This window comes from Streptomyces sp. NPDC058464 (assembly GCF_042721035.1).
In the GTDB taxonomy this organism is placed as follows: Bacteria; Actinomycetota; Actinomycetes; order Streptomycetales; family Streptomycetaceae; genus Streptomyces.
On record NZ_JBHXMA010000007.1, the window covers coordinates 1 to 24,996 of the forward strand.

Here is a 24,996-nt window from a genome sequence, read left to right on the forward strand (position 1 = left end):
CTCAAGGTCACGTACAAGGTCGAGGCGACCCGTGTCGAGCAGCGCACCGACTTCGACAAGCTGATCGTCGACGTCGAGACCAAGCAGGCGATGCGCCCCCGTGACGCCATGGCCTCCGCCGGCAAGACCCTGGTCGAGCTGTTCGGTCTCGCCCGCGAACTGAACATCGACGCCGAGGGCATCGACATGGGCCCGTCCCCGACGGACACCGCCCTCGCCGCCGACCTCGCCCTGCCGATCGAGGAGCTGGAACTCACGGTCCGCTCCTACAACTGCCTCAAGCGCGAAGGCGTCCACTCCGTGGGCGAACTCCTGGCACGCTCCGAGGCCGACCTCCTCGACATCCGCAACTTCGGTGCGAAGTCCATCGACGAGGTCAAGGAAAAGCTCGCCGCCATGGGCCTGGGACTCAGGGACAGCCCGCCCGGATTCAACCCGACCGCCGCCGCGGACAGCTTCGGCGCCGACGACGCGGACGCCGGGTTCGTGGAGACGGAGCAATACTGAACGGTGCGCCGCACCGGTCGATCAGTCCTGGCCGTCTCCCGAGGACGGTGACGGGCCGGGACCGTCGCTGAGACTGGGCGGCAGGAACTGGGCGTGGTTGGGGAACGTGACGGTACGACGCCGGAAGCGGGCAGATGATCGGCGTCATCACCGCCTACTGCAAGGGCATGAGGAAGTGCCCCAACTGGATGAACCAGTCCGCCGCCGAGTTCAGGCGCTGAACAGGGAGACACCCGCAATGACGCCGTGGGAAGTGGCCGTGGCACAGGCCGATGTGACCGGCCATGTGATCCTCTACACGCAGGCACCGATCGTGAAGAAGATGCGCGTCCGCGGCGTCCTCCCGGGCCCCGGCGGGACGCCGGCCGTGCGGATCGCGCTCGGCCGGCGGAAGGCGACCGTCACCGATCTCCTCACCATCTACGAGATCCCGCTCTTCCGGCAGGACGAGGTGCTGCTCCCGTGGGAAGCGGTCAGCCGCGTACGGCACGAGGCGGGTGAGGTGCGGTTCCACTCCGGTGGTCAGGTGGACCACGTCTTCGACGCTCCGCTGATCAGGCTCTCGGAGGAGGTGCCTGGCGAGGAGGTGCCGGAGGACCGGGCGTACACGCTGCTGACCGCGCTGAACTGCCCGGTTCCGGGCTATGAGGAGCGGGAGAAGGCTGAGTCACTGCTGGTCGGCTTTCTGTACCTGAGCGAGGGCCGGATGCGGCTGTACGTACGCCATCAGGGAGACCCCGACGTCGTGGCCTGTGACGTCCGGCTCGCGGAGGCAGGGCCGGCCGTGATCGCGGAGGTTTTCTCCCGCTCGCAGGAGCGGGAGCTCTTCGAGGAGCCGGAGGACGATCCGCACTGCACGGCCGTGCTGGACCTGACGCACTGAGCAGACCGACGACGAATACCGCCAGCGCATCCGGAGGCACCGTCCCAGCTCACTGCTGCCGCTGATCGCCGCGTCGGCGGCCCGCTACGGCACACCCGCGCGGCCGCAGCCCTGGATGACAAACCCGTCGATGAAGTACACGCCCTGGGCTCTGGCTGACGCGGCCCGCGTCTGCCTGGCCTACGGCACCGAGTACCAGCGCTCCGACGCCACCGAGCGTGACCTGCTGGAGATCCTGGCTGCGTACTCCAGCCTGAAGGAACCCACCCTGCACGGCACGGACGAACCCACCGTCCGCCTGCGGGACTTCATGATGCGCCTGGGAGGCGAGCAGGGAGCCTGGCAGGCCCCGGAGTTCAACAGTCTCGCCCGTACCGCGGCGCTGTACCTGCACACCCCGTCCCCCGAACGCCGGCAACCCCGCTGCATGGTCCCGGGCTGGGACACCGAGGTGTTCGGCTGCCCGCTGCCCGACTACGTCGGCACGCGCCACCGCCCTCGCCGCCCCCGGCCCCGTCACGATCCTCACCTCGGACCCCGAAGACCTGGCCGCGCTGTGCGGCGGACACGCCACCGTGATCAAGATCTGACCCGGCCCCGCACGATCGAACAGCGCCCTTCGGTCCGGCCGCTGCTCACCCGGGGCGGATGCTTCGCGAGCGGAGTTCCGGTGAGTGCGGGAGACAGGGCGAATTCCGATAGTCCACCGCCACTACCTGCCCACACATCGAAAAGCCGCATCTCGGGCTGAAGCTCATGACTCCACACGACGGCCGCCCGTACCGACGACGGGGTCGGCTGCGGCCTCCACGCAAAGGTCCAAGACCCGGTCAGTCTGCTCCGGGGCCGTCGAGATGGACCGTCGGCTGGTCCCAGTCGGCCAGGATCCTGTCGTCGATGCGTTCGAGCACCGCGGAGCCGAAGAGCGCGACCGCCATGCGCACCGTGCGGGCGTCGTACGCCTCCGACGCCGGCCGCGTCGCCGGGTTCAGGTCCGCGAACCGTTCACGTGCCATGTGGAGCACCAGCTCCCCTTTGGCGGTTCTGGCGGGCAGACGTCGCGGAAGGATCGAGTCGCTCGGATTCGACGCGGCATCCAGCGTGAACGCGCCGATGAGCAGCGCCAGCACGGCTCGGACCCAGGCGTGGTCGAGGAGCAGTAGGGTCACCACCGGCACCGCCACCGCCGCGGCAGCCGTCGACCACCGGCCCCGGTGCCGCTGCCCGCCATCGCCGTCGCCGTCGCCGCCGCCGCCGGGAAGGAGTTCCCCCGGCTGCCGCGCGTAGTCTTCGCTGATCAACCGGGCCTCCGCCGCACGCGCAAGGCCCACGGGGTCCGGCAGGTCCCACAAGTAGTGGCCCCGCCGGCCGACGGAGTGGGCCCGGCTCTGTGCCGCCGCGGTCCACAGTTCGCGTTCGAAGTCGTCGGCGTCCTCGGGCAACCGGCCGCGGGCGACCCAGCGCTGCGGGCCGGGCCCGTCGGGCGGCAACCGGCGCAGCGCCCCGTCGGCCACCAGCCTGCCCACCACCCCCTGCTTCGCCGAGCTGGGGCCCGAGCTGATCAGACAGCCCAACTCCACCGGACCGAGCCGTTCCACGGCATCCGGTTCGACGACCGCGCTGCGGCGGTCCTCTGCCACGAACGCCTCCAGCCGGGCGTCTTCGGCATGCGCGCGCCCAATGCCGTCGATCGACATGGCGGTCACCGCGATCACCAGATAGCCGGCGAGTATGAGCCAGTCCGTCATGCGGGTCAGTATCCCCGGCCCGATGCCTGCCCAGTCCGCTCACTCACGACGAGCCACGGCCAACGCCAACGCCAACTTTCGAATCCTGCCGGGGGCACTTCGTGTGAAGTGCCCCCGGCAGACCCGGGACCGGCCAGCAAGGCACCCAGGCCACTTCAGACAAAGGGGCGGGCGGCCACACACCGAACTGCAACGGGCGGCTAACCCGCGGAGCAGAGGCCGTCGTTCGGGCAGAACACAACCCCCGTGTAGTTGTAGCCGGACCGTATGGCCACTGGATTCGGGTCGGGGGGAATGTTGACGTATGAACCCGCGTCAGCTGTGGCGTTGAAGTGGACCGTCGTCCCGATGGGGAAGCTCGCAGTGCAGGTGCCGGTCGGGTCGGGGGCCGGGTCACCGCCGTACGGATCCCACGCCGTAGTGTGGCAGTTGATCCCGGCGGGGTTGCTGGTGATGGTTCCGCCACCCCAACCGTCACTGACGTACGCGTTCAGTTGTGCGTTGGTCCGAGCCTGAGCCGGGGCGGCGAAGCCGATCGAGGCGGTCGTGGCGAGTGCGGCGATGGCTCCGATCGCACGCCAGGCGCGGTTTCTGTACCTGTTCATGGGCGGCCCCTCTGATCGAACCGACCCCCTGTGACTAGGCTATTCGCCCCCTTGGAGACCCACAAACCGGGCAGGTTCGCCGTCACCGTCGTGGCGATCCGGCGCTGACCGCGCTGGTGGAGGGACCGCCGGCAGAGGACGTGTCGGAGCGCAGTCACTGTCCGGGGATCGTCGCCCTCTCGTCCTGCCGACCGCGAACTCGGGCGAGCAGACGGTCGATGGCGGGGCGGAGGGGCGCGGACTGCGCGATGGACGCCCAGGTCTCCGTGTCCACGGGTCGGCCGCCGTCCCTCTGGATACCGTCCGCCAGGCGAGCGAGGTCGTCCTGATGGAGTGTGCCGTTGACGAAGAGGTAGGCGGCGCAGTCCACCTCTCGCGCCCGTCGTACGAAGCTGTCCGAGGACGTCGCCGAAATGTGGCCGGACTCGTCGAGGGCGTACGCGGCGAAGACGCCGATCCTGACGCCGTCGGGCCGTGCCACGAGGACGGCCAGTGGCTCGCCCAGCCCGCTGTCGGGATGGCGTTCCACCTGGTCGCCTTCGGATCGTGCGGCTTCGACGGCGTCGACGACCCGGTTCTCGAAGACAGTTATCTCCACGGCGTGCACCGCGGGGTCCCGGTCTGCGGCCGGGTCGAGTTGCTTGAGGACGTTCAACATGGCCTGGGCCTGATCGGTCTGCCCGGATCGGGCTTGTTCGGCCGCCTGCCTGCGCAGTTCCGACATCGTGAACTCCCAGTCGCCGATGCGCACGCTCTCGATGGTGCGACCGCTCACGGCCATCAGCAGAAACAGGGCGCCGATCAGGACCAAGGTGGTGCTGCCCGCCTGGTTCGCGGAGATGAAGACGGCTACTACGCCGGCCCCGGCGAACAGGCTCCCGGCCACGCCGGCCGCAGGCCGCTCCCACCTGTCGTCCAGAGGCCCCAGGCGAACAGGGCGTGCCCCGCCTTGCGCCCCTGTCGAACTTCCGATTCCTCTCGGCATGCGTGGATCCTATGATCCGGATTCCCGACCGGGCTCACTTCTTCCCCAACTCCCCACTGCACTCAGGTGTATCGGGCGTACGCCATCGGACGAGGACGCCATGGCCGGCGTGTCGGAGTCGGGGCCTTCGCGGTGGGCGACCGGGGTGGGCGACTGGCAGGGGCCCGCGCGGTGGTCACTTGCCGGGCGCGTCTCCGTGGGGCGCGACGATGTTCAGGACGGCCATCATCCCCATGTCCTCGTGGTTGAGGATGTGGCAGTGGACCACGGTCTTCCCGGTGAAGTCGGTGTAGTGCATCCGGATGACCGCCTTGCCGCGCACGGGCACGTCGATGGTGTCGTACCAGCCGTGGGCGGGGTCCTGGGGCTTCCCGTCGATGCTCATCAGCTGGAAGTCGTTGGTGTGGATGTGAAAGGAGTGGATCTCGTCGGAGTCGTTGCGGATGGTCCACTCCTCGACGGTGTCGAGGATGCCGGTGAAGTCGGTCCGGTGCGGGTCGTAGAGCCGGCCGTCGATGTAGAACTTCGTGCCCGCCTTGTTCTCCGTGAGGACGACGGTCCTGCGGGCCGCGATCTTCGCGTTGCCCAGGTCCTCGTGCGGGGCGATGCCGGTCGGCAGGGTGGCGGGGCGCACGGGCGTGCCGCCGGTGACGACGGTGGCGAGGTCGACCTGGGGGAACTTGTTCCCGGCCGGGCCGGTGTCGTACGCGAGGGTCTCCAGACGCGTCGTGCCGGGCCTGCCGCCCTGGACCAGGACGTCGAACCGCGCCCCGGCCGCGAGCACGAGCGTGTCCTGGTCGTACGCCGTGCGGACGGGGATGCCGTCCTGGGCGATCACGCGGAAGCGGGAGCCGGGGAGGTGGAGCTTGTAGTAGATGTTGGCGCCGATGTTGGCCAGCCGCCAGAGCTGGGTCTCCCCCGGCCGGATGCCGATCACCGGGTTCTGCTGGCCGTTGACGGTGCGGTTGGTGGGATCCCCGATCTTGAGGGGGTGCGTCTTGATCGAGTCGCCCTCGACCTGGAAGTCCTTGAGCGCGATCGTGTGCTCGGTGATGCCGCGCAGGGAGGGGGGCAGGTGCTGCTGGAGGCCCTCGACGACGATGATCCCCGACTCGCCGCCCGCGACCTGCTGCGCGGACATCATGTCCGCGTGCGAGTGGTACCAGAACGTGCCGGTCGGATGGTTGAACGGCAACCGGTACGAGTAGTGGTACGACTGGTTGTACTTGATGGCGACGAAGACGTCGTCGGAGGGGCTGTGCGGGGAGACGTGCAGACCGTGCGTGTGCACGTTGGTGTCTTCGTCGACACGGTTGGTCATGGTCAGGTCGATGCGGTCGCCGGGCCGCACGCGCAGCGTGGGCGGCATGTACGCCCCGTTGTAGGTGGTGGCGTACAGCCGGCGGTCGCCGACCCGCACCTTACGGTGTTCCACCACGATGGCGGCCTTGAGGAGGCCGTCGTGGCTGACCAGCTCCGGCGGGTCCTGCAGCCGCGGTCCGGCCGCGGGACGGTCGCCGGCCTCCGGCGCGGGCCGCCGGGTGCCGTGGGCGTCTCCGGCCGGTGTCAGGTTCCCGCAACCGGCCAGCCAGCCGGTGGTGAGGAGCAGGCCGGCGACCGGCAGGGCCAGCGAGGAACGGAGGCGGGACCGGGTCACGTCTCGGGGCACATCTCTCCCAGGGAAACCGAGCGACCGGACGGCGGTGCCACGCCCGGCGGGGCAGGGCAGGGCCGAGGCCATGGCGGTCGGCCGACCGGAATGTAGGAGAAATGTAGGAGGAACGGGCTCCGCCGCCGGGCGTGCCACGCGCGTCGGGCGGCGGCAACCGCGCCCGTCGGCCGGGCTTCCACACGGATGGCGGCAGTCCCGGCACCCAGGTCCTCAAATGCGTGGATACGCCGATATACAGGTACGCAGATTCGCCGATACGCACGTGCGCGGCAACCCTCAGATGCTCAGCGCGATCGCGGCACCGATGCCGCCCAGCCCGAGCGCGACGGCGGCGGCGGGCCAGCCGCCGTCGCGCCAGGGGAAGAACCGGTCGAGGGACAGTCGGCCCGAGCCGATGGCGGCGAGCGCGAGCACGACGACGCAGATGGCGACGCTGTACTCGACCCCGTTGTCCGGATCCACAGGCCGTTGGCACCGCTCGCGGTCGCCATGGCGTTGATCATCACGCCGATGATGGCCGCGGCCGCCAGCGGAGTGAACAGACCGACGGCAAGACCGAGGCCACCGGCGAGTTCGGAGAGACCGCCGATCGCGGCGAAGACCTTGCCCGGGTGGTAGCCGAGGGCGTCGAAGCTTCTGCCGGTGGCCGCCAGGCCCGGCCCGCCGAAGAGGCCGAACAGCTTCTGCGCACCGTGGCCGGCCATCAGCAGCCCGAAGGTCAGCCTGATCAGCAGCAGCCCGCACTCACCGGCGGACAGCAGGGGACGCGGACCGGCGGCATGCGTCCCGCCCGGCGGGCCCGAGGCGGTCCTGGCCCGATCGGGGGGCCTGCGGTCCTCCGCCGCGGGAGCCGCGGGGGCGCGTACCTGGGTCAGGGACAGGAGGTGAGTTCTGCCGAAGGGGTGGAAATGCAGTGCACGCATGACAATGCCTTCACGGGTGGGGACAAGCCGGTCTGTCTGCCCGCCGTGCGGCGGGCCCTCCCCCTCACCCAGCATTGCGCCATCCCCTCGCCATATCCAACGACATGTTGAAATATGCACTATTTCGATCGGCGATAACCGACCGGCCGAGGGAGCACGGTGCAGCTCGAAGCCGGGGATCGCCACGCGCGGTGATGAACCGTCAGGCGGGCGGGGAAGCGCACCCGTTGCAGGCCCGCGACACCCGGCAGGAGGCCTTCACGCGGAGCGTTTGCGAGCCGCCGCCGTCTTCTTGACCGGCGTCTTCCTGGCCGCCGCCCCCTTCTCCGCCGCCCCCTTCTCCGCCGACGTCTTCGCCGTCGACTTCCTGGCCGTGGACTTCCTGGCCGCGGACCTCTCCGCCGCAGCCTTCGCGGTCGCCGTCTTCACGGCCCCCGACTTCTTGGGCGAGGCCGCCGGCCTCTTCACCGCCGGCTTCCTGGCCACCGTCCCCTTCGCCGCCGCCCCGGCCGCAGCAGCCCCCCGCCGCTTGCCGCTCGCGCCCGGCAGCGACGCGACCTCGGCGCCCTCCGCCCTCTCGGCGCCCTCCGTCCCCTCCGCGCCCTCCCCCCTCGACTCCTTCGCCGCCCGCACGCTCTTCTCCAGGGCCGCCATCAGGTCGAGGACCTTGCCGCCCGCCGCCGGTTCGGGGGCCTCCGGCGGGGTCTCGCCGGCCGCCTTCGCGGCGATGACCTCCTCCAGGGCCTCTCGATACTCGTCGTGCAGGTCCTTCAGGTCGACCTCGCCGAGGGTGTCCATCAGGGCGTCCGCGAGGTCGAGTTCCTTGTCCCGGACGGTGACGTCGATGTCCGGGGCGACCCCCTCGGGGGCGCGGACCTCGTCCGGCCAGAGCAGGCCGTGCATGGCGATGGCGTCGCCGACCACCCGGAGCATGCCGAGGCGCTCGCGGCCGCGCAGCGCGTACTTCGCGATGGCCACCTTGTGGCTGCGCTTCAGGGCCTCCCGCAGGAGGACGTACGGTTTCGCCGCCGGGGCGCCCGAGGCCGCCAGGTAGTACGCCGCGTCCATCTGGAGCGGGTCGATCCGCTCGGCGGGGACGAACGCGACGATCTCGATCGTGCGGGCGGTGGGGATGGGCAGGTGGGACAGGTCCTCGTCGGTGATCGGGACGATCGTGCCGTCGGCGTCCTCGTACCCCTTGCCGATCTCCGACTGGGTGACCTCACGGTCCTCCAGCTCGCAGAACTTGCGGTAGCGGATGCGGCCGTTGTTCTCCGGGGGTTCCGAATATGTGGCGTGACGTAGCAGCGCCCTTCCTCGTTGAGCCTGCTGCGACGGTTCTCTGGGGGTGTTGCTCCGTGGTGGACCGTTGCAGCCTGTCCATGGAGCAAGGAGATCATCGGGTGCGTGCCTTTCCGGTCCGAATGCCGTCCGGTACTGCGTACTGGACAGTGGTCGATACCGAAATGCAGGTGGTGAACGAAGCCGACCGGTACTTGCTGGGTCTCAGGTTGAGCAGGGACCGCGCCGAGTCGACGACGAAGGCGTACGCCGGAGCGATCGCGCTGTTCCTGCGCTGGTGTACGGCGACGGGACGAGACTGGCACACGGCTGCCCGCGATTTGAGCTCCTTCATCCTCTGGCTGAAGTGGCAGCCGGCCGGGACGGAGGGGCAGGCGACAGTCGTGCCGGGGCCCGGCGGGAGGCCCGCACGGGAAGCACGTCGGATCAATGGCGTGCTCACAGCGGTTCGCGGATTTCTGGCTCACGCGGTGACGGAGCGGGAAGTCCCCGGCTGGGTGCTGGAGCAGCTCTACCAGCTCGGGGACAGCTTGGACCTCCCCCTTCAGGCACAGTCGGAAGACGGCAGACTCCGCTATCGACTCCAGGCTCAGCATCGCCTCCCGGAGACGGAGAGGGCTGTGGACCGGGCCAGCGACGCAGAGATCGTGGCAATGTTCCGGGCCTGTCGCTCGGCGCGGGACAGGTTGCTGATCCTGCTGCTGGCCCGAGTGGGGCTTCGCCGCGGGCAGGCGGCGGGCCTGCGCCGCAGCGACGCCCACCTGCTCGTGGACTCGACCACCCTGGGATGCCGTCTGGAAGGCGCCCACCTGCATGTCGTACGGCGACAGAACCCGAACAACGCCTGGTCGAAGTCGCGGCGTCCGGTAGTGCTGCCCGTGGACTTCCTGGTGGTGCAGGCGTTCGACCAGTACGTCCTGGAGCGGCACGAACGGCTCGGGACGGCAGGCAGTGATTTCCTGCTCGTGAACCTCTTTCGCGAGCCCTTGGGGTCGCCCATCACACCGGACGCGATCGGCGAGACCGTGGAGGCCCTGACTCGCCGCGCCGGGCTGGACCGGAAGGTCACCCCGCACATGATGCGGCACGCTTTCGCCAGCAATATCGCGGACTCCGGCGGGTCGTTGGACGAGATCCAGTCTCTCCTGGGCCATAAGAACCCGGACTCGGCTCGTCCTTACCTGCACCCCGCGCAGTCCCGGCTCCGCGAGGCGATCAGCCGTGTTCCCTCACCGAGGGATCTGGGCGGGGAGTCAGGTCGATGACGCTCAGCGTGGTCCGTCGCCAGTCCTTCGGGCAGGAGGCGGAAGACGGTGGTGCCGCAGACCTGTGGGCAGCGGTTGATCCGGAGTTCCTGGCCGTCTTCGGCTGGTCGCTGGACACCGGCGTGCTGTTCTTCCCCGCAGACCATCCGCTGTTGGGCACGCCGCTGTGCCGGGTAGAGGGCTGCGTGCAGACCAGCGTCGCCAGGCAGTTGTGCTCCGGCTGCCGGTTGCGGTGGAAGCAGGCCGGGGAGCCCCCGCTGGAGGAGTTCGCCGAGATGGACCGCGGCAACTGGCGGCAGGTCGGGGTCGAGGACTGCTCCGTGTCCGGATGCCAACGGCCATTCTCTTCCTGGCGACGGCCGTTGTGCTCGACTCACCTCACGCAATTCAAGCGCCGGGATGTGACGCTGGAGGAGTTCCTCACCCTCGGCGACGTAATCGCGCTGCCCGCTTTCGGCCCCTGTGAAGTCGCCGCCTGCCACCGGTACAGGGACGGCTTGTCTCCGTACTGTCACGCCCACCGGGAGCGCTGGAGGAAGGCAGTCGCCCGTGGCCTGAGCGAGGACGACGAGAAGGGATGGCGGCGCACGACAGCGCCCGTATCCGCGAACAACGAGGTCAGCCTGCGCGGGCTGCCGGATCGTGTGGTGGCGGAAATCCTCTACGGCGTCCAGGCCCGAACGCGCGAGGGACTCCACACCACTCAGTTCCTGCTCCGTACCCTGGCCAACCGGCTCCGCGAACTCGAACTGCCCTCGCTGACCGGGGTGGACCCGGCTCATGTCTCACGCGGTACGCGCGGTCTCTGCAGCAGCCTGGTCACGCTCGTAGACCGATTCGGATTGACGCCGGAGGGCGAGCGGACCAAGGACGTGTGGAGCGGTGCCGCGTTCGGGCACGCCGGACGCCTTGGGTTCACCGCGATCCACCAGCCCTGGCTGAGGGCCGCCGCGAAGGAATGGGCGTTCTTCTCCCTGCCTCAGCGGCGTGGCAGCGTCATGAGCAGCATCCAGGACATCCTCAGCGCGTTCGCCCTCCTGTCCGAGAGCCTGCGGCTTCAACGCGAGGATCATGGCGACGACATCCGCGCGCTAAACCGTCGGGACATCACCGCGTTCACCAACCGACTGGCCTTTCTGCACCACAGCGGGGACATCTCGGCGCGCAGACGGGTCAGGGTCGTCCGCTACATCCGTACCCATCTCGCCCGGATGCGGTCACTGGGACTGACCCGGCCTGGTCAGCCGCTGCACGGGCTGCCGGATGACTTCGCGATCCTCACAGAGGACATCCCCGATGATCCGGAGGACACCGAAGCTGGCAAGGACCTCCCAGCCGAAGTCATGCGGCAGATCTGCGAGCAGTTGCCTTCGATGGTCGGGCAAGCCCGGAACGGCAACGAGAACCGGGTGGCCGCCGAATTGCTGATCGACACCGGGAGACGGCCTCAGGAGATCTGCCAGCTGCGCTGGGACTGCCTCAAGCAGGACGCCGACGGGCAGCACGTGCTCATCTACGACAACTACAAGGCCAACCGTCACGGACGCAGGCTGCCGATCTCCCAGGCCACGGCAGGCGTGATCACCAGACAGCAGGAACTGATCCGCGCCGACTTCCCGAGCACACCGACCGACCAGTTGATGCTGCTGCCCACCCGGGTGGCCAACCCACACGGCCTCAAGCCCATCACACCGGGATGGCTGTCCGGCCGCCACCGCGAGTGGATCCGGTCCCTGCCCGAGTTCCTGGTGCCCACTCGGGTCGAGATGGACGGTCTGCCGGTCACCAGGATGATGCCCTTCGACAAGTCCAAGATCTTCCTTTACGCATACCGGCACACCTACTGCCAGCGACATGCGGACGCCGGGGTCGCCATCGACGTCCTCAGAGCCTTGATGGATCACCGACGTCTGGACACCACTCAGGCCTTCTACCGGGTGACCGAACAGCGGCGGCGCGAGGCCGTGGACCGCGTCACCGAGATGCAGTTCGACCGGCACGGCAAGCGTATCTGGCGCCAGGCCAAGGAACTGCTCGACTCCGAGCACGCCCGCCGGGCCGTCGGCGAGGTCGCCGTTCCCTACGGCGTCTGTACCGAGCCGTCGAACGTGGCGGCGGGTGGACACGACTGTCCCGTCAGATTCCGCTGTGTGGGCTGCGGTCATTTCCGTACCGACGTCTCCTACTTGCCCGATCTTGAGGCCTACCTCGCTGACCTGCTGCGTAACCGCGAGCGGATCGCCGCTGCGCTGGACGCGGACGACTGGGCCAAGGCCGAGGCGATGCCGTCGGACGAGGAGATCAGCCGAGTGAGACGGCTCATCAAGCGGGTCAAGGACGGCATGGACGACCTCGACGCAAACCAGCGCGCCGAGGTCGAGGAAGCCGTCTCCGTGGTGCGTCGAGGTCGGCAAAGCGTGCTGCTGGGGATGCCACGAGTCCGCCAGCCTCTCCCCGATCTGCGACCAGAGAGGCCGCTGTGAACAGCAAGAACAATCTCCCCATGGCCGAAGGGCGGCGTAGGGACTCAGCACGACGACGGCAGCGAGTCGAGGAGGCCATCAGCGTCGCGGTCAAGGAAGGCAGAGATCTCACCGTCTCCGGCATCGCCCGAACCGCCGGAGTCGACCGATCCTTCCTCTACCGCCACCGCGACCTGCTGCAGCACCTCCACACCGCAGCGACGGCACCGGCGTCCGGCGAAGGACACGCCCAGGTCAGCAGAGCCTCTCTGCAAGCCGACCTGGCGAACGCCTTGGAGCGCAACGCCCGGCTCACCGCCCGCGTCAGACAACTGGAGAACCGGCTCTCCCAGCAGCTCGGCGAACAGGCCTGGCGCGACTCCGGCCTCGGAGCGCCCGCCGACATCGACAACCTCCAGCGGCAGATCACCACGTTGGAACAGCGGGTGGTGGAACTCCAAGGTCAACTCGAAGATCGCGCCGAGGAACTACAGGCCGCGCGTGCAGCCAACCGAGAGCTGACCCGAACCCTCAACCAGACCCACCGCTGACCGCACCTCATCCTCCGAACCGTCCAGGTGGCGCATGCCGGGATGCGATCAGCAGCCACGGGATGTGCCATGGAAAACAGGAGGTGGGAAGGCCATGGCCCGAGCGGTCTGGAGCGGTGCTCTCTCATTCGGGCTCGTCGCCCTGCCGGTGCAACTGTTCACGGCGACGGAAAACCACACGATCCGCTTCAACCAGCTCCAACGCGGAACGTCCGACCGGGTGCGCAACAAGCGAGTCAACGAGCGCACCGGCGAGGAAGTCCCCATGGAGGAGATCGTCAAGGGCTTCGACATGGGGGACGAATACGTGGTCGTCGAGCCCGGCGAACTGGACGAGATCGCCCCTGGCCAGTCCAAGTCGCTGGAGATCACCGGTTTCGTCGACCTGGACCAGGTCGAGCCGGTCTTCTTCGACAAGACCTACTACCTGGCCCCCAAGGGCAAGGAGTACGCCAAGGTCTACGCCCTGCTCCACAGTGCCCTGGCCCACGCGAACAAGGTCGGTATCGCCACGGTCGTCATGCGCAATCACGAGTACTTGGTCGCGGTGAAGGCAGAGGGTGATGTCCTGGCGATGCACACCATGCACTGGGCGGACGAGGTCCGCGACCCTCACCGGGAGATCGGGAGTCTCCCGGAGGAGACGCAGGTCGCCGACAAGGAGCTGCAGACGGCGGTGCAGCTGGTCGAGGCGCTGAGCATCGACTGGAATCCGGAGGAGTACCACGACACCTACCAGGAGAAGGTGCTCCAGCTCGTGGAGGCCAAGCGCACCGGTCAGACCGTGGAGAAGGGCGAGCCGCCACCGCGCTCCACCAACGTCATCGATCTCATGGACGCGTTGCGGGCCAGCGTCGAACAGGCCGAGACGACGAGGAAAGGAAGCGGGAAGGGGTCGCAGAAAGCCGCAGGTACGCGTCCTCCGACACGGTTGAAGACAGCGGCCGAAAAACGCGCCGGCCGTACGGCAGGAAAGGCAGCGAAGTCCTCGAAGGTTTCGGAGCTGGAAGGGCTGAGCAAGGCCGAGCTGTACCAGCGCGCAGCCGAGGCCGACATTCCCGGTCGCTCATCGATGACCCGCGAGGAACTCCTCAAAGCCCTCACCGGCAGGAGAGGTCGCCGCACCACACGGGCGTCCTGACGCTGCTCACACTCGAAGCCAGGGTCACGGCCCGCGCTGGGGGGATATCCCCAGCGCGATCCTGGGGTGCGCCGGATCGCGCCGCAGGGAGGGCGAAATTAGCGTTCGTCCATGTCTTCGACTCTGCGAAAGCACCTCGCCGTGGCACTCGGTGTCGCTACGCTGCTCGCCGCCGAGGTGGGCACCGCCGTCGCCCAGCCCGCCGGTCCCTCTTCTGTGGAGCAGTTGCGCCAGGACACCGAGGCGATCCATGCCCTTGGTATCAGCGGTGTGCAGGCCAGAGGGATCGGGCCTGACGGTCGGTCGGCGGTCGCCACCAGTGGAACCGCCGACCTGAACACCGGCCGCCCGGTGCCTTCCGACGGCTACTTCCGCATGGCCAGTACGTCCAAGACGCTGGTCGCCACCGTGGTCCTGCAGCTGGAGGCCGCGGACAGGCTGTCTCTGGACGACACAGTCGACCACTGGCTGCCGGGAGTGGTGCAGGGCAACGGCAACGACGGCAACCGGATCACCATCCGCCAACTGCTGCAGCACACCAGCGGCATCCATGACGACCTGCCCGGATACACCACGCCGGAGGAGTACTACCAGCAGCGCCGCAACGTCTACGGCCCGGAGCAGCTGGTTGCCCGCGCCATGGCCCACGCGCCGGACTTCCCACCCGGCGATGGCTGGGAGTACTCCAACACCGGCTACGTCCTGCTCAGCATGATCATCCAGAAGGCGACCGGTCAAGCCGCTCACCAGGAGATCGAAGACCGCATCCTGCGCCCGCTCGGACTCCACCAGACCCGGTGGATGGGAACCTCGTCCACCCTGCCCCGGCCACACGCCCGGGCCTACCAGCTCTTCGGCCCCGGTTCCCGGGTGGACGTCACCGACCAGATACCGGTGGACTCCGAGAACCTTTCGTTCGCGACGACCACGCGGGACGAGAACCTCTTCCTCCGCGCGCTGCTCGCGGGCCGCCTGCTACCGACGCGACAGCTGGCCGAGATGAAGCAGACCGTCCCGGTGAGCGCGGAGGTCCAACAGCTGTGGCCCGGCGGGCGATACGGGCTCGGCCTGGTCGAGCGTCCCCTGAGCTGCGGAGGAACCTACTGGAGCCACGAGGGCGGGGACGGCGGCTACATCACCCTCAACGGCGTCACCGACGACGGCAGGCGAAGCGCCGTGGTCTCCATGTCCGAGGCACGCGGAGACACGCTGGAGCACATCCTGGACCAGGAGAACGCGGCCAGCGCCCTGATCGACCACGCACTGTGCGCCGAGGGCCCAGCACCCCGTGAGTGAAAGCGTCGTCACGTCGGCCGGTGGTCAGTGAGCTCGGTGCGGCGCACGCTGGTGCAGTGGATCAGCATTGCGTTCACCCGCCCACGGGCCCTTTTGGGCTCGCCTCGGTGCCAATGCGGGCCGTCGTAGCGGCGGATGCCACGCAGCGTCGTCGCGTAGACGGCCCCCTGAGCGCATCAGCGACCGGCACGCACCACAGATGTTGCAGGTAGCTCCACCCAGAGCAACAGCCCCCACCTGCACTGACACCACACTCCCCACCGCCAGAACACCTCACACCCCCAGAGAACCGTTGTTCTCGGTGTGGACCTGGCGGAAGGAGATCGAGTGGCTCTCCGTGGCGTTCACCAGCTTGATCGGGATGCTGACGAGCCCGAAGGAGATCGCGCCGTTCCAGATGGATCGCACGTGCGGTTTCCCTCCATCCGAATACCAGGATTTGTATGAGATTGTCATCGTATGACGCCGATCACAGAGGTGGACGGGCGCAGGGTCGCGCTCAGCAACCTGGAGAAGGTGCTGTATCCGGCGACCGGGTTCACCAAGGGCGAGCTGCTGCACTACTACGCGACGACGTCCGGGGTCCTGCTCCCGCATCTGCGGGACCGGCCGGTCTCGTTCCTCCGGTACCCGGACGGTCCTGACGGCCAGGTGTTCTTCACCAAGAACGTGCCGCCGGGTACGCCCGAGTGGGTCACGACCGCCGAGGTGCGCCGCTCGGAGGGGACGGCCCGGATGGTGCTGGTGCAGGACCTCGCGAGCCTGATGTGGGCGGCGAACCTGGTCACCGAGTTCCACACGCACCAGTGGCTGGCGGGGACACCGGACGAGGCCGACCGGATCGTCCTCGACCTGGACCCCGGTGCCCCGGCGACGGTGGTGCAGTGCTGCGAGGTCGCGCTGTGGCTGCGGGAGCGGCTGGCGGCGGACGGAATCGAGGCGTACGCCAAGACGGCCGGTTCGAAGGGGCTGCATCTGCTGGCGGCGGTGCGGGGGGCATCCAGCGAGCGGGTGAGCGAGTACGCGAAGGAGCTGGCCGTGGCGGCGGAGCGGGCGATGCCGCGGCTGGTGGTGCACCGGATGACGCGGAGTATGCGGCCGGGGAAGGTGTTCGTGGACTGGAGCCAGAACGCGGGGCGGAAGACGACGGCCACGCCGTACACACTGCGGGCACGGCGGGAGCCGACGGTGTCGGCGCCGGTGACGTGGCAGGAGGTCGAGGAGTGCCGGGCGGCGGCGCAGCTGGTGTTCCGGGCGGGGGACATCATGCCGCGCGTCCAGGATCACGGGGACCTGCTGGCCCCGCTGCTGGACACGGGACGCGCGGCGGCGCTGCCATGAAGGCACCAGTAGGTACCAGTAGGTACAGGTAGGTACCACTAGGTGCAGGTAGGTACCAGTAGGGTGCTACACCCTCCCCCACGTGTTGCGGTCCCGCGCCATGGCGTGCAGGGCCTCCACGTCCGCCGGCTTGAGGACGCCGCCCAGGCGGGACAGGCCGTCCAGGTCCCGGTCGCGGAGGATGCGGATCTCGCGCGGCGCGGCCGTCGTCCTGACGTCCGCCGGCTCGGTCAGGGCCAGCACCGGACGGACCTCCGCCGTGAGGGCGTACGAGGCCCGGTCGGCGTCCGCCCGCAGGCGGCGCAGGAGAGGCTGGGGCTCGCGCCGGCCCAGCGTGATCATCGGGTCGGCGACCAGGACCTTCAGCTTGCGGGCGTAGAGGGAGTGCACGCAGAACAGGCCGCCCGGCCCGATCAGCAGATGGTGCAGGCGGTCGCCGCCGGGCAGCGGCACGGAGTGCAGGGCGTGCCAGCCGGCTCCGTCGAGGTGGTCCAGCGCGTCGCCGACGGTCTGTTCCGCGGTCAGGGCGCGGCGGCGGGGGTCGGGGCGGAGGCGGTGGGCCGGACCGGGGTCCCGGTCGAGGGCGACCAGCAGCGCCTCGCCGGGGCGGTTGGGCGCCAGGTCGTCGTCGGGGTGCAGGGTCAGCCGCGCCAGTTCGGCCGGGGTGGGCACGGGGGGCGGGCCGACCGTGACCGGGCCGGTCAGGAACGGGCGCAGGGTCTCCAGCACGTCGTCCCGCCGCTCGTCGCTGAGCAGGTTGACCCGGCCCGCCTCACGGTCGTACCAGGCGATGTTCCTTCCGTCCGTGAGGCATACGTACAGTCGCTCCTGGCCGTGCCGCCAGGTCGGCACGACGCGCAGTCCGCTCATTGCGTCATCACCCCTCGACCATGGGAACAGGCGGGGTGCTCCAGGGGCAAGAACCCCGCTACCTTTGACAGGGGTTGGCGCGCGCAGCGGGGAGGCGCCGGGTGCGGATCCGTGGTGAGCAGTACGACGTACCGGCTCCGGACAGTCCATGGAGCGAGGTGCTGCCCGGGCTGTGGATGGGCGGCCACGAGTTCCGGGGGCGTTCGGGGCGGCTGGAGTCCGCCGTGGTGCGGGACGAGTTCGACCTGGTGCAGAGTCTGCTGCGGCTGCCCGGGCACGGTCCGCCCGCCGGGGTCGAACACCATGTGTGGCCGATACCGGACGGGCCGCTGGACGGCACCCAGCTGGCCGGCGTGATGCGGCTCGCGCTGGCGGCCAGCGAGGCCCTGGACACCGGGCGGTCGGTGCTGGTGCGCTGCTACAGCGGGTACAACCGGTCCGGGCTCGTGGTCGCGCAGGCGCTGGTCCACCAGGGGCGTACGGCCGAGGAGGCGATCCGGCTGGTGCGGGCCCGGCGCTCGCCCTGGGCGCTGCACAACGAGCTGTTCGTGGCCTACCTGCGGGCCGGGCTGTCCACCGCCCGGCTCCTGGAGGACCTCGCCGAGTAGCCTCTCCCCTGCACCGGCCCCCGGGGCGCAAAAAGGACTTCCCTACGAATCCACGAATTAAGGTGTCCGGGGCCGCCCCGCCCACCGACCCCGCCGAGCCAGGAGCAGCGTGCCAGCCCGTCGTCCCGTCCGTGCCGCCGTGACCGCGGCCGCCGTCGGCCTGCTGACGGTGACCGCGGCCGGCTGCGGCGACTCCGGCGGGCTGCGCGCGGCCGGGGCGACCCCGACCGCCATCAGCCCCGCGAAGCTCTGGCCCGACCTGCGGCCGGCGTCCAGCCCGGCCTGGCCCTACGACGAGGGCAGCACGGAGACCGTCAAGGGGATCACGGTTCCCGGCGACGACATCCGCCGGGTGGATCCGGTGGCCGTCGTAGGGGCGGAGATCGCCTCGGACCCGGCGGACTACGGCGCCGACGGGGCGTACCACGAGACCGCGGACCGGATGAAGCAGTGCACGGCGGGCGGCGGCGGGGCCCGGTGTCCGCTGCTGAAGCCGTACTACCGGGACCTCACCGGGGACGGGCGGGACGAGCTCACGCTCGGCTTCCGGCTGTACCCGACGAACCAGACCGCGCTGCGCGTGTACACCCTTGAGAAGCACCGGCTGGTACAGGTCCTCGACGACAACGACGCGATCATCGGAGTCGAGCTGGCCGGGCGGACGGTGATCGTACGGTCCCCGGCCGGGATCAGCGGCTACGAGTACCGGACGACCTGGGCGTGGGATCCGGAGCGGAAGGCGATGGTGTTCTCCCGGGACGAGTTCCTGCGTACCGGCAAGGGACGGCACACCCGCACGCCGGTGCCGTCGGCCTCGGCCCCGGCGTCGGCATCGGCGGGGGCGGGGGCGGGGGCGCGATGAGGCTCCCGCACTGGGCCGGGACGCTCGCGGCGAAGTCGGCGGCGTTCATCACGGTGATGTGCTGTGCGCTGGCCGCGCTGCTCGGCGTCCTGGTGCATGTGTCGGTCACCGACCAGACCGTCGCGCAGGCCCGTGACCAGGCGCTGTCCCGGCTCGCGGAGGCGACGACCGCCTACGAGGCGGGGGACGCGCTGCCGCGGGGCGCCCATGTCGACCCGCGGGGGCTGCCGCCGCGGCTGCGGGCGCTGGCGCTGACCGGGGAGCGCGGCACGATGGTCGCCAGGGACCAGGACGACGGTCACCCCGTGATGTGGGCGGCGGGCCCGGCCGACCGCGACCGGTCGCTCGCGGTGGGTGTCGACTACTCCCAGCAGGCCGGCACCATCGCCGGCCTGGACCGCTCCATCCTCTGGTCGTCGGCGCTCGCCATCGGGGCGACGCTGCTGGTCGGCTCGTTCGCGGTGACCCGGGTGACCCGGCGGCTGCACGGCACCGCCCAGGTGGCCCGGCGGATCAGCGCCGGGGACCTGGACGCCCGCGTGCACGACCCCCGTACCGAGGATCCGACCCGCCCGCAGGACGAGGTGGCCGCGGTCGCCGCCGCACTGGACGGGATGGCCGCGTCGCTGCAGAGCAAGCTGCTGAGCGAGCAGCGGTTCACGGCCGACGTGGCGCACGAGCTGCGGACGCCGCTGACGGGGCTACACGCGGCGGCGGAACTGCTGCCTCCGGGGCGGCCGACGGAGCTGGTGCGGGACCGGGTGGCCGCGTTGCGCACGCTCACCGAGGACCTGCTGGAGATCTCCCGCCTCGACGCGGGCCGGGAGCGGCTGGAGACCGACGCGGAGGCGCTGGGCACGCTGGCCGAGCGGGTGGTGCGGGTGTCCGGGACGGAGACCGAGGTGAAGGTCGTACGGGACGTGTGGGTGGAGACGGACCGGCGGCGGCTGGAACGGGTGCTGGGGAACCTGGTCGCCAACGCGCACCGGCACGGGCGGGGGCCGGTGGTGCTGACGGTGGAGGGCAAGGAGGTCACCGTGCGGGACCACGGGGACGGCTATCCCGAGTACCTGGTGGCACACGGCCCGCAGCGGTTCCGGACGGAGGGCGGGGCCAAGGGGCACGGGCTGGGGCTGACGATCGCGGTGGGGCAGGCGGAGGTGCTGGGGGCGCGGTTGTGTTTCGCGAACGCGATCGACGGTGGGGCGGTGGCGACGTTGACCCTGCCGTAGGGGTGGTGCCGGTGGTGGACACGGCGCGGGTGCGCGGGGGTTGCTCGCGCAGTTCCCCACGCCCCTGAAAGAAGGGGCACTGCGGTGCGCCCCCTCAGGGGCGCGGGGAACTGCGCGACAAGCCTCCACCGGCCCGCGGATCACTTTCGGCTCACTGCAAAGGGCGGCCCCGTCACAGCCCTCCTAGCGTGGCGGATAACCAGTTCGCACCGATCGCCCGCCGGAGGCACCATGCACCCCCGCCGCACCCTCATAGCCGTCGCCACCGCCCTCGTCACCCTCTGCGGCGCCGCGCCCGCCCTCGCCGACGACGGCTGGGGCAGTGCCGACCCGGGGACCGGCCAATACGGCGACCCCAATGACCCCTACGGCCTCAATGACCCCGACCACCTCTACGGCGTCGGCAACACCGGTGGCACCGTCGACGACTTCCTCGGCCCCGGCGGCCCCGACACCCCCGGCCTCCCCTACGACCCCGGTGGCAACGACCCCGCCCGCTACCGGGGCGTCGTCACCGCGCGGGACGGCGTCTGGCTGCGCGACCAGCCGGAGCGGGGCAGCCGGCGGATCCGGTTCGTCGCGAACGGCGAGGAGGTCTCCATCTACTGCCGGGCCCTCGGCGATCCCGTCGACGGCGACCGCGTCTGGTACCTGCTCACCGACGGCACCTGGGCCTGGGGCCCCGCCCGCGACATCGACACCCTCGGGCGCACGCCACGCTGGTGCTGACCCGCAGGACCCGCAACTCACACTATTTGGGTAAGTTCCGGACATGACCAAGGCCGGAACCACCCTGGCGGCGACCGCGACCCCCACCTCCGCCGTACGCCTCCCCCGGCGCCGTGGCATCGAACTCGCCCTGATCGTGCTGGCCGTCCTGCTCTCCGTGTACGGCTACTGCGCGGTCGGCCTGGCAAAGACCGGCACCGTCCCGCCCGGCGCCGCCGGTTACGGCGCCGGCCTCGGGGTGCTCGCGCTCGTCGCCCACCTCGCCGTACGCCTGCGCGCCCCGTACGCCGACCCGCTGCCGCTCCCGATCGGCGTGCTCCTCAACGGACTCGGCCTGGTCCTGATCTACCGGCTGGACCTGCAGACCCCGGGCGACCGGGCGGCCCCCGCCCAACTCGTCTGGTCCACGCTGGGAGTCGGCCTCTTCATCATGGTCGTGCTGATGCTCCGCGACCACCGCGTGCTCCAGCGCTACGCGTACGTCTGCGTCGCCGCCGCACTCGTCCTGCTGCTCCTGCCGATCCTCTTCCCGGCCGTCAACGGGGCCCGGATCTGGATCCGGTTCGCCGGATTCTCCATCCAGCCCAGCGAGTTCGCGAAGGTACTGCTCGCGGTGTTCTTCGCCGCGTACCTCGCCGCCAACCGCAACGCGCTCGCGTACGCGGGCCGCCGGCTGTGGTTCATGCAGTTCCCGACGGGCCGGGTGCTCGGCCCGATCCTCACCATCTGGCTGGTGAGCGTCGGCGTCCTGATCCTCGAACGCGACCTCGGCACCTCGCTCCTCTTCTTCGGCCTCTTCGTCGTGATGCTGTACGTCGCCACCGGGCGCACCGGCTGGATCGCCGTCGGCCTGCTGCTCGCCGTGTTCGGCGCGGTCGCCGTCGGCCGTCTGGAACCGCACGTGCACGGCCGGATCGAGGACTGGCTGCATCCGTTCGCCTCGATCGACGCGGGCCAGGGGCCGAACCAACTCGCCCAGTCCCTCTTCGCGTTCGCGGCCGGCGGAGTCCTCGGCACCGGACTGGGGCTCGGCCACTCCATCCTCATCGGCTTCGCCGCCAAGTCGGACTTCATCCTGGCCACCGCGGGCGAGGAACTCGGCCTCGCCGGGCTCTCCGCGATCTTCCTCCTCTACGGCCTGCTCGTGGAGCGCGGCTACCGGGCCGGCCTCGCCCTGCGCGACCCCTTCGGCCGGCTCCTCGCGGTCGGGCTCGCCTCGATCGTCGCGCTCCAGGTGTTCGTGATCGCGGGCGGGGTGACCGGACTGATCCCGCTGACCGGCATGGCGATGCCGTTCCTCGCCCAGGGCGGCTCCTCGGTCGTCACCAACTGGGCGATCGTGGCCCTGCTGATCCGGGTGAGCGACTCGGCCCGCCGCCACTACGACGGACAGGTCGCCCCATGAACACCGAGTACGGCCGCCGGCGGGCCGGCACGGCCAGGTACGTCCGGCGGGCCCGCGCCCTCTGCGCCCTGCTGCTGTTCGCCCTCCTCGTCAACGCCGCCCGCATCCAGGTCGTCCTGGCGCGGGAGTACGACGACAACCCCGCCAACCGCCGTAACTCGATCGCCCGTTACGGCCTCCCCCGCGGCGACATCCTGGTCGGCGGCGTGCCGGTCACCGGCTCCCGGGACAGCCGGGAGCAGCTGCGCTACGAACGCACCTATCCGCAGGGCCCGTTGTACGCCCCGGTCACCGGCTTCGCCTCGCAGCTGTACGGCACGACGTTCCTGGAGCACGCCGAGGACGGGGTGCTCTCCGGGACCGACCCGATGCTGGCGTCGATCCCGCTGTGGAACGACACGGGCCGGGCGGTGAACCCGGGCGGGAACGTCGTCACGACCCTGGACCGGTACGCCCAGGAGGCCGCCTACCGGGGGCTCGGCTCGCGCAAGGGCGCGGTGGCCGCGATCGAACCGGCGACCGGCCGGATCCTCGCCCTGGTCTCCACCCCCTCGTACGACCCCTCCCAGCTGTCCGGCAACGGCGCGGCGGTGACCTCGGCCTGGGCGCGGCTGAACGGGGACCCGGAGAAGCCGATGCTCAACCGGGCGGTACGGCAGACGTATCCGCCGGGCTCGACCTTCAAGGTGGTCACCGCGGCCGCCGCCCTCGACGCGGGCGTGGTCACCGACCTGGACGCGCCGACCCGCTCCCCCGACCCCTACCGGCTGCCGGGCACCACGACCCGGCTGACCAACGAGGGCGACGGCTGCGCGGACGCCTCGCTGCGGGCGGCCTTCGAGTGGTCCTGCAACACGGTCTTCGCGAAGCTGGGCGTGGACGTGGGGGCGGCGGACATGAGGGCGACGGCCGAGGCGTTCGGCTTCAACGACACCCGGGTGCGCATCCCTTTCACCGCCGCGACGAGCACCTTCGACACGAGCGTGGACAAGGCGCAGCTGGCCCTGTCGTCGATCGGGCAGTACAACACGCGGGCCACGCCGCTGCAGATGGCGATGGTCGCGGCGGCGGTGGCGGACGGGGGGCTCGCGCATCCGCCGTATCTGGTGGAGCGGACCGTGCGGCGGACCGGCGAGACGGTCGCCACCGGCGGTGCGGGGCAGGTGCGGCAGGTGATGAGTCCCGCGACGGCCGTGCGGATGAAGGAACTCATGGTCGACGTGGTCCGGGAGGGCACCGGCACCAACGCGGCGATCCGCGGCGCCACGGTCGGCGGCAAGACCGGCACGGCGCAGCACGGCCTCGGCAACTCCGGGGTGCCGTACGCCTGGTTCGTGTCCTGGGCGCAGGCGGACGGCGACCTGGAGCCGAAGGTGGCGGTGGCGGTGGTGGTCGAGGACGCGGCGGCCGACCGCGGGGACATCAGCGGCGGCGGGGACGCGGCGCCGATCGCCCGGGCGGTGATGCGGGCGGTGCTCGGCTTCTGAGCGGTCCCGTACCGGGGTAGACACGGAGTCAACAAGTCGCGCGCGAGGGATTGACCGGCTTGCTGACAAGCGGTCTCATAAGAGCGGACGACGACATACCCCCGGGTGACGAGGTGAGGGAGCCATGACGACCCTGACGGAAGCCGACGCGGTCGACGGACTGCGGGACGCGCTCGGCCTGCTCAAGGACCGCGAGCAGGTGGCCGAACGGCTGCTCGTCTCCTCCGCGAAGCACTCCTTCGACCCGGACAAGGAGCTGGACTGGGACGCGCCCTTCGAGGAGGGCAAGTGGTTCTGGCCGCCGGAGCTGGTGTCGCTGTACGGCACGCCGATGTGGCAGCGGATGTCCGAGGAACAGCGGATCCTGCTCTCCCAGCACGAGGCCGCCGCGCTGGCCTCGCTGGGCATCTGGTTCGAGCTGATCCTGATGCAGCTGCTGGTCCGGCACATCTACGACAAGTCGGCGACGAGTGCGCATGTGCGCTACGCGCTGACCGAGATCGAGGACGAGTGCCGGCACTCCAAGATGTTCGCGCGGCTGATAGCGCGCGGTGACGCGCCCTGGTACCCGGTGAGCCGGGCCCACCAGAACCTGGGCCGCCTCTTCAAGACGATCTCGACCACGCCCGGGTCGTTCACGGCCACGCTGCTGGGCGAGGAGGTCCTCGACTGGATGCAGCGGCTGACCTTCCCCGACGAGCGGGTCCAGCCCCTGGTCCGCGGGGTCACCCGGATCCACGTGGTCGAGGAGGCCCGGCACGTGCGGTACGCCCGCGAGGAGCTGCGGCGGCAGATGGTGACGGCGCCCCGGTGGTCGCAGGAGTTCACGCGGGTCACCTCCGGTGAGTTCGCGCGGGTGTTCTCGGTCGCCTTCGTCAATCCGGAGGTGTACACGAACGTGGGGCTGGACCGGCGGGAGGCGGTCGCACAGGTGCGGGCGAGCGGGCATCGGCGGGAGGTCATGCAGACGGGCGCGAAGCGGCTGACCGACTTTCTGGATGACATCGGGGTTCTTCGGGGGGCCGGTCGGCGGTTGTGGAGGAGCTCGGGGCTGCTGGCTTGAGGGTCGGGTACGGGTGCGTGGGGGTTGATCGCGCCCGCGCGGCGGAGCCGCACATCGGA

20 protein-coding genes and 4 pseudogenes are annotated in these 24,996 nt (G+C 70.2%); 16 read left to right on the forward strand and 8 right to left on the reverse strand.

The genetic code is table 11. The features are described from left to right. The 3 genes and pseudogenes from ACFWPQ_RS11655 to ACFWPQ_RS11665 all read left to right on the forward strand — a co-directional run. Positions 1-507 (forward strand): DNA-directed RNA polymerase subunit alpha C-terminal domain-containing protein (locus ACFWPQ_RS11655; RefSeq protein ID WP_384032343.1); only part of this gene is annotated, 507 nt, incomplete at its 5' end. Positions 508-745: 238 nt separating this feature from the next. Then, positions 746-1,390, forward strand: a complete 645-nt coding sequence (locus tag ACFWPQ_RS11660; RefSeq protein WP_384032345.1) for a hypothetical protein — start codon at positions 746-748, stop codon at positions 1,388-1,390. 488 nt (positions 1,391-1,878) lie between these two features. Further along, positions 1,879-1,980: pseudogene (locus tag ACFWPQ_RS11665) on the forward strand (DNA-binding protein); the annotation flags it as partial. A 240-nt stretch (positions 1,981-2,220) separates the two neighbouring features. Here ACFWPQ_RS11665 and ACFWPQ_RS11670 read toward each other — a convergent pair. From ACFWPQ_RS11670 to ACFWPQ_RS11695, 6 genes and pseudogenes are all read right to left on the reverse strand, one after another. Continuing rightward, complete coding sequence (locus ACFWPQ_RS11670; protein ID WP_384032347.1) at positions 2,221-3,138, reverse strand: hypothetical protein; 918 nt, start codon at positions 3,136-3,138, stop codon at positions 2,221-2,223. Positions 3,139-3,338: 200 nt separating this feature from the next. Further along, a complete protein-coding gene (locus ACFWPQ_RS11675; protein ID WP_384032349.1) occupies positions 3,339-3,743 on the reverse strand; it encodes a hypothetical protein in 405 nt (134 codons plus the stop codon). Between the two features lie 154 nt (positions 3,744-3,897). Next, entirely contained in the window at positions 3,898-4,629 is a 732-nt protein-coding gene (locus ACFWPQ_RS11680) for a hypothetical protein (RefSeq protein WP_384032351.1), read from the reverse strand. Between the two features lie 274 nt (positions 4,630-4,903). Then, positions 4,904-6,385, reverse strand: coding sequence for a multicopper oxidase family protein (locus ACFWPQ_RS11685; RefSeq protein WP_384032353.1), 1,482 nt, complete (start codon positions 6,383-6,385; stop codon positions 4,904-4,906). 291 nt (positions 6,386-6,676) lie between these two features. Beyond that, positions 6,677-7,104 (reverse strand): annotated as a pseudogene (locus ACFWPQ_RS11690) (DoxX family protein). 477 nt (positions 7,105-7,581) lie between these two features. After that, positions 7,582-8,598: pseudogene (locus tag ACFWPQ_RS11695) on the reverse strand (Ku protein); the annotation flags it as partial. A gap of 128 nt (positions 8,599-8,726) precedes the next feature. Between ACFWPQ_RS11695 and ACFWPQ_RS11700 the strand changes: the two are divergent. From ACFWPQ_RS11700 to ACFWPQ_RS11720, 5 genes are all read left to right on the forward strand, one after another. Further along, complete coding sequence (locus tag ACFWPQ_RS11700; RefSeq protein ID WP_384032355.1) at positions 8,727-9,890, forward strand: tyrosine-type recombinase/integrase; 1,164 nt, start codon at positions 8,727-8,729, stop codon at positions 9,888-9,890. After that, positions 9,887-12,373, forward strand: coding sequence for a hypothetical protein (locus ACFWPQ_RS11705; protein ID WP_384032357.1), 2,487 nt, complete (start codon positions 9,887-9,889; stop codon positions 12,371-12,373). The genes ACFWPQ_RS11700 and ACFWPQ_RS11705 overlap by 4 nt, the downstream gene beginning before the upstream one ends. Before the next feature lie 20 nt (positions 12,374-12,393). After that, the gene (locus ACFWPQ_RS11710) at positions 12,394-12,903 is read left to right on the forward strand and encodes a DUF6262 family protein (RefSeq protein ID WP_384032359.1); all 510 of its coding nucleotides are present in this window, start codon (positions 12,394-12,396) and stop codon (positions 12,901-12,903) included. Positions 12,904-12,997: 94 nt separating this feature from the next. Then, complete coding sequence (locus ACFWPQ_RS11715; protein ID WP_384032362.1) at positions 12,998-14,044, forward strand: Ku protein; 1,047 nt, start codon at positions 12,998-13,000, stop codon at positions 14,042-14,044. Positions 14,045-14,155: 111 nt separating this feature from the next. Continuing rightward, positions 14,156-15,340 (forward strand): serine hydrolase domain-containing protein, encoded by a 1,185-nt coding sequence (locus ACFWPQ_RS11720; protein WP_384032363.1) that lies wholly within the window; start codon positions 14,156-14,158, stop codon positions 15,338-15,340. A 282-nt stretch (positions 15,341-15,622) separates the two neighbouring features. On the opposite strand, the pseudogene ACFWPQ_RS11725 reads toward ACFWPQ_RS11720, so the two are convergent. Next, positions 15,623-15,901: pseudogene (locus ACFWPQ_RS11725) on the reverse strand (Ku protein); the annotation flags it as partial. Here ACFWPQ_RS11725 and ligD point away from each other — a divergent pair. Then, entirely contained in the window at positions 15,800-16,681 is an 882-nt protein-coding gene (gene ligD, locus ACFWPQ_RS11730; RefSeq protein ID WP_384032365.1) for a non-homologous end-joining DNA ligase, read from the forward strand. The pseudogene ACFWPQ_RS11725 and the gene ligD sit on opposite strands and share 102 nt — an antisense overlap. Before the next feature lie 66 nt (positions 16,682-16,747). Here ligD and ACFWPQ_RS11735 read toward each other — a convergent pair whose 3' ends face one another. Beyond that, entirely contained in the window at positions 16,748-17,551 is an 804-nt protein-coding gene (locus ACFWPQ_RS11735) for a nuclease-related domain-containing protein (RefSeq protein WP_384032366.1), read from the reverse strand. 101 nt (positions 17,552-17,652) lie between these two features. Between ACFWPQ_RS11735 and ACFWPQ_RS11740 the strand changes: the two genes are divergently transcribed. From ACFWPQ_RS11740 to ACFWPQ_RS11770, 7 genes are all read left to right on the forward strand, one after another. Then, positions 17,653-18,159: a protein phosphatase gene (locus ACFWPQ_RS11740; protein ID WP_361290138.1), complete on the forward strand. Its 507-nt coding sequence runs from the start codon at positions 17,653-17,655 to the stop codon at positions 18,157-18,159. A 109-nt stretch (positions 18,160-18,268) separates the two neighbouring features. Further along, positions 18,269-19,021 carry a hypothetical protein gene (locus ACFWPQ_RS11745; protein ID WP_384032368.1) on the forward strand — a complete coding sequence of 251 codons (753 nt, stop codon included), beginning with the start codon at positions 18,269-18,271 and terminating at the stop codon, positions 19,019-19,021. Next, positions 19,018-20,253 (forward strand): ATP-binding protein, encoded by a 1,236-nt coding sequence (locus tag ACFWPQ_RS11750; RefSeq protein ID WP_384032370.1) that lies wholly within the window; start codon positions 19,018-19,020, stop codon positions 20,251-20,253. Before ACFWPQ_RS11745 ends, ACFWPQ_RS11750 begins: the two co-directional genes overlap by 4 nt. A 231-nt stretch (positions 20,254-20,484) precedes the next feature. Then, positions 20,485-20,982: an SH3 domain-containing protein gene (locus ACFWPQ_RS11755; RefSeq protein ID WP_384032372.1), complete on the forward strand. Its 498-nt coding sequence runs from the start codon at positions 20,485-20,487 to the stop codon at positions 20,980-20,982. Between the two features lie 43 nt (positions 20,983-21,025). After that, positions 21,026-22,387, forward strand: a complete 1,362-nt coding sequence (locus tag ACFWPQ_RS11760) for an FtsW/RodA/SpoVE family cell cycle protein (RefSeq protein WP_384032374.1) — start codon at positions 21,026-21,028, stop codon at positions 22,385-22,387. Continuing rightward, complete coding sequence (locus tag ACFWPQ_RS11765) at positions 22,384-23,874, forward strand: penicillin-binding transpeptidase domain-containing protein (RefSeq protein ID WP_384032376.1); 1,491 nt, start codon at positions 22,384-22,386, stop codon at positions 23,872-23,874. Before ACFWPQ_RS11760 ends, ACFWPQ_RS11765 begins: the two co-directional genes overlap by 4 nt. Positions 23,875-23,998: 124 nt before the next feature. Then, entirely contained in the window at positions 23,999-24,937 is a 939-nt protein-coding gene (locus ACFWPQ_RS11770) for a diiron oxygenase (protein ID WP_384032378.1), read from the forward strand. The last annotated feature ends 59 nt before the right edge of the window (positions 24,938-24,996 follow it).

Bases quoted from the DNA above. Each gene is read 5' to 3' on its own strand.
- ACFWPQ_RS11660 (WP_384032345.1), top strand. From the start codon at position 746: ATGACGCCGTGGGAAGTGGCCGTGGCACAGGCCGATGTGACCGGCCAT.
- ACFWPQ_RS11670 (WP_384032347.1), bottom strand. From the start codon at position 3,138: ATGACGGACTGGCTCATACTCGCCGGCTATCTGGTGATCGCGGTGACC.
- ACFWPQ_RS11675 (WP_384032349.1), bottom strand. From the start codon at position 3,743: ATGAACAGGTACAGAAACCGCGCCTGGCGTGCGATCGGAGCCATCGCC.
- ACFWPQ_RS11705 (WP_384032357.1), top strand. From the start codon at position 9,887: ATGACGCTCAGCGTGGTCCGTCGCCAGTCCTTCGGGCAGGAGGCGGAA.
- ACFWPQ_RS11710 (WP_384032359.1), top strand. From the start codon at position 12,394: ATGGCCGAAGGGCGGCGTAGGGACTCAGCACGACGACGGCAGCGAGTC.
- ACFWPQ_RS11715 (WP_384032362.1), top strand. From the start codon at position 12,998: ATGGCCCGAGCGGTCTGGAGCGGTGCTCTCTCATTCGGGCTCGTCGCC.
- ACFWPQ_RS11720 (WP_384032363.1), top strand. From the start codon at position 14,156: ATGTCTTCGACTCTGCGAAAGCACCTCGCCGTGGCACTCGGTGTCGCT.
- ligD (WP_384032365.1), top strand. From the start codon at position 15,800: ATGACGCCGATCACAGAGGTGGACGGGCGCAGGGTCGCGCTCAGCAAC.
- ACFWPQ_RS11735 (WP_384032366.1), bottom strand. From the start codon at position 17,551: ATGAGCGGACTGCGCGTCGTGCCGACCTGGCGGCACGGCCAGGAGCGA.
- ACFWPQ_RS11750 (WP_384032370.1), top strand. From the start codon at position 19,018: ATGAGGCTCCCGCACTGGGCCGGGACGCTCGCGGCGAAGTCGGCGGCG.
- ACFWPQ_RS11755 (WP_384032372.1), top strand. From the start codon at position 20,485: ATGCACCCCCGCCGCACCCTCATAGCCGTCGCCACCGCCCTCGTCACC.
- ACFWPQ_RS11760 (WP_384032374.1), top strand. From the start codon at position 21,026: ATGACCAAGGCCGGAACCACCCTGGCGGCGACCGCGACCCCCACCTCC.
- ACFWPQ_RS11765 (WP_384032376.1), top strand. From the start codon at position 22,384: ATGAACACCGAGTACGGCCGCCGGCGGGCCGGCACGGCCAGGTACGTC.
- ACFWPQ_RS11770 (WP_384032378.1), top strand. From the start codon at position 23,999: ATGACGACCCTGACGGAAGCCGACGCGGTCGACGGACTGCGGGACGCG.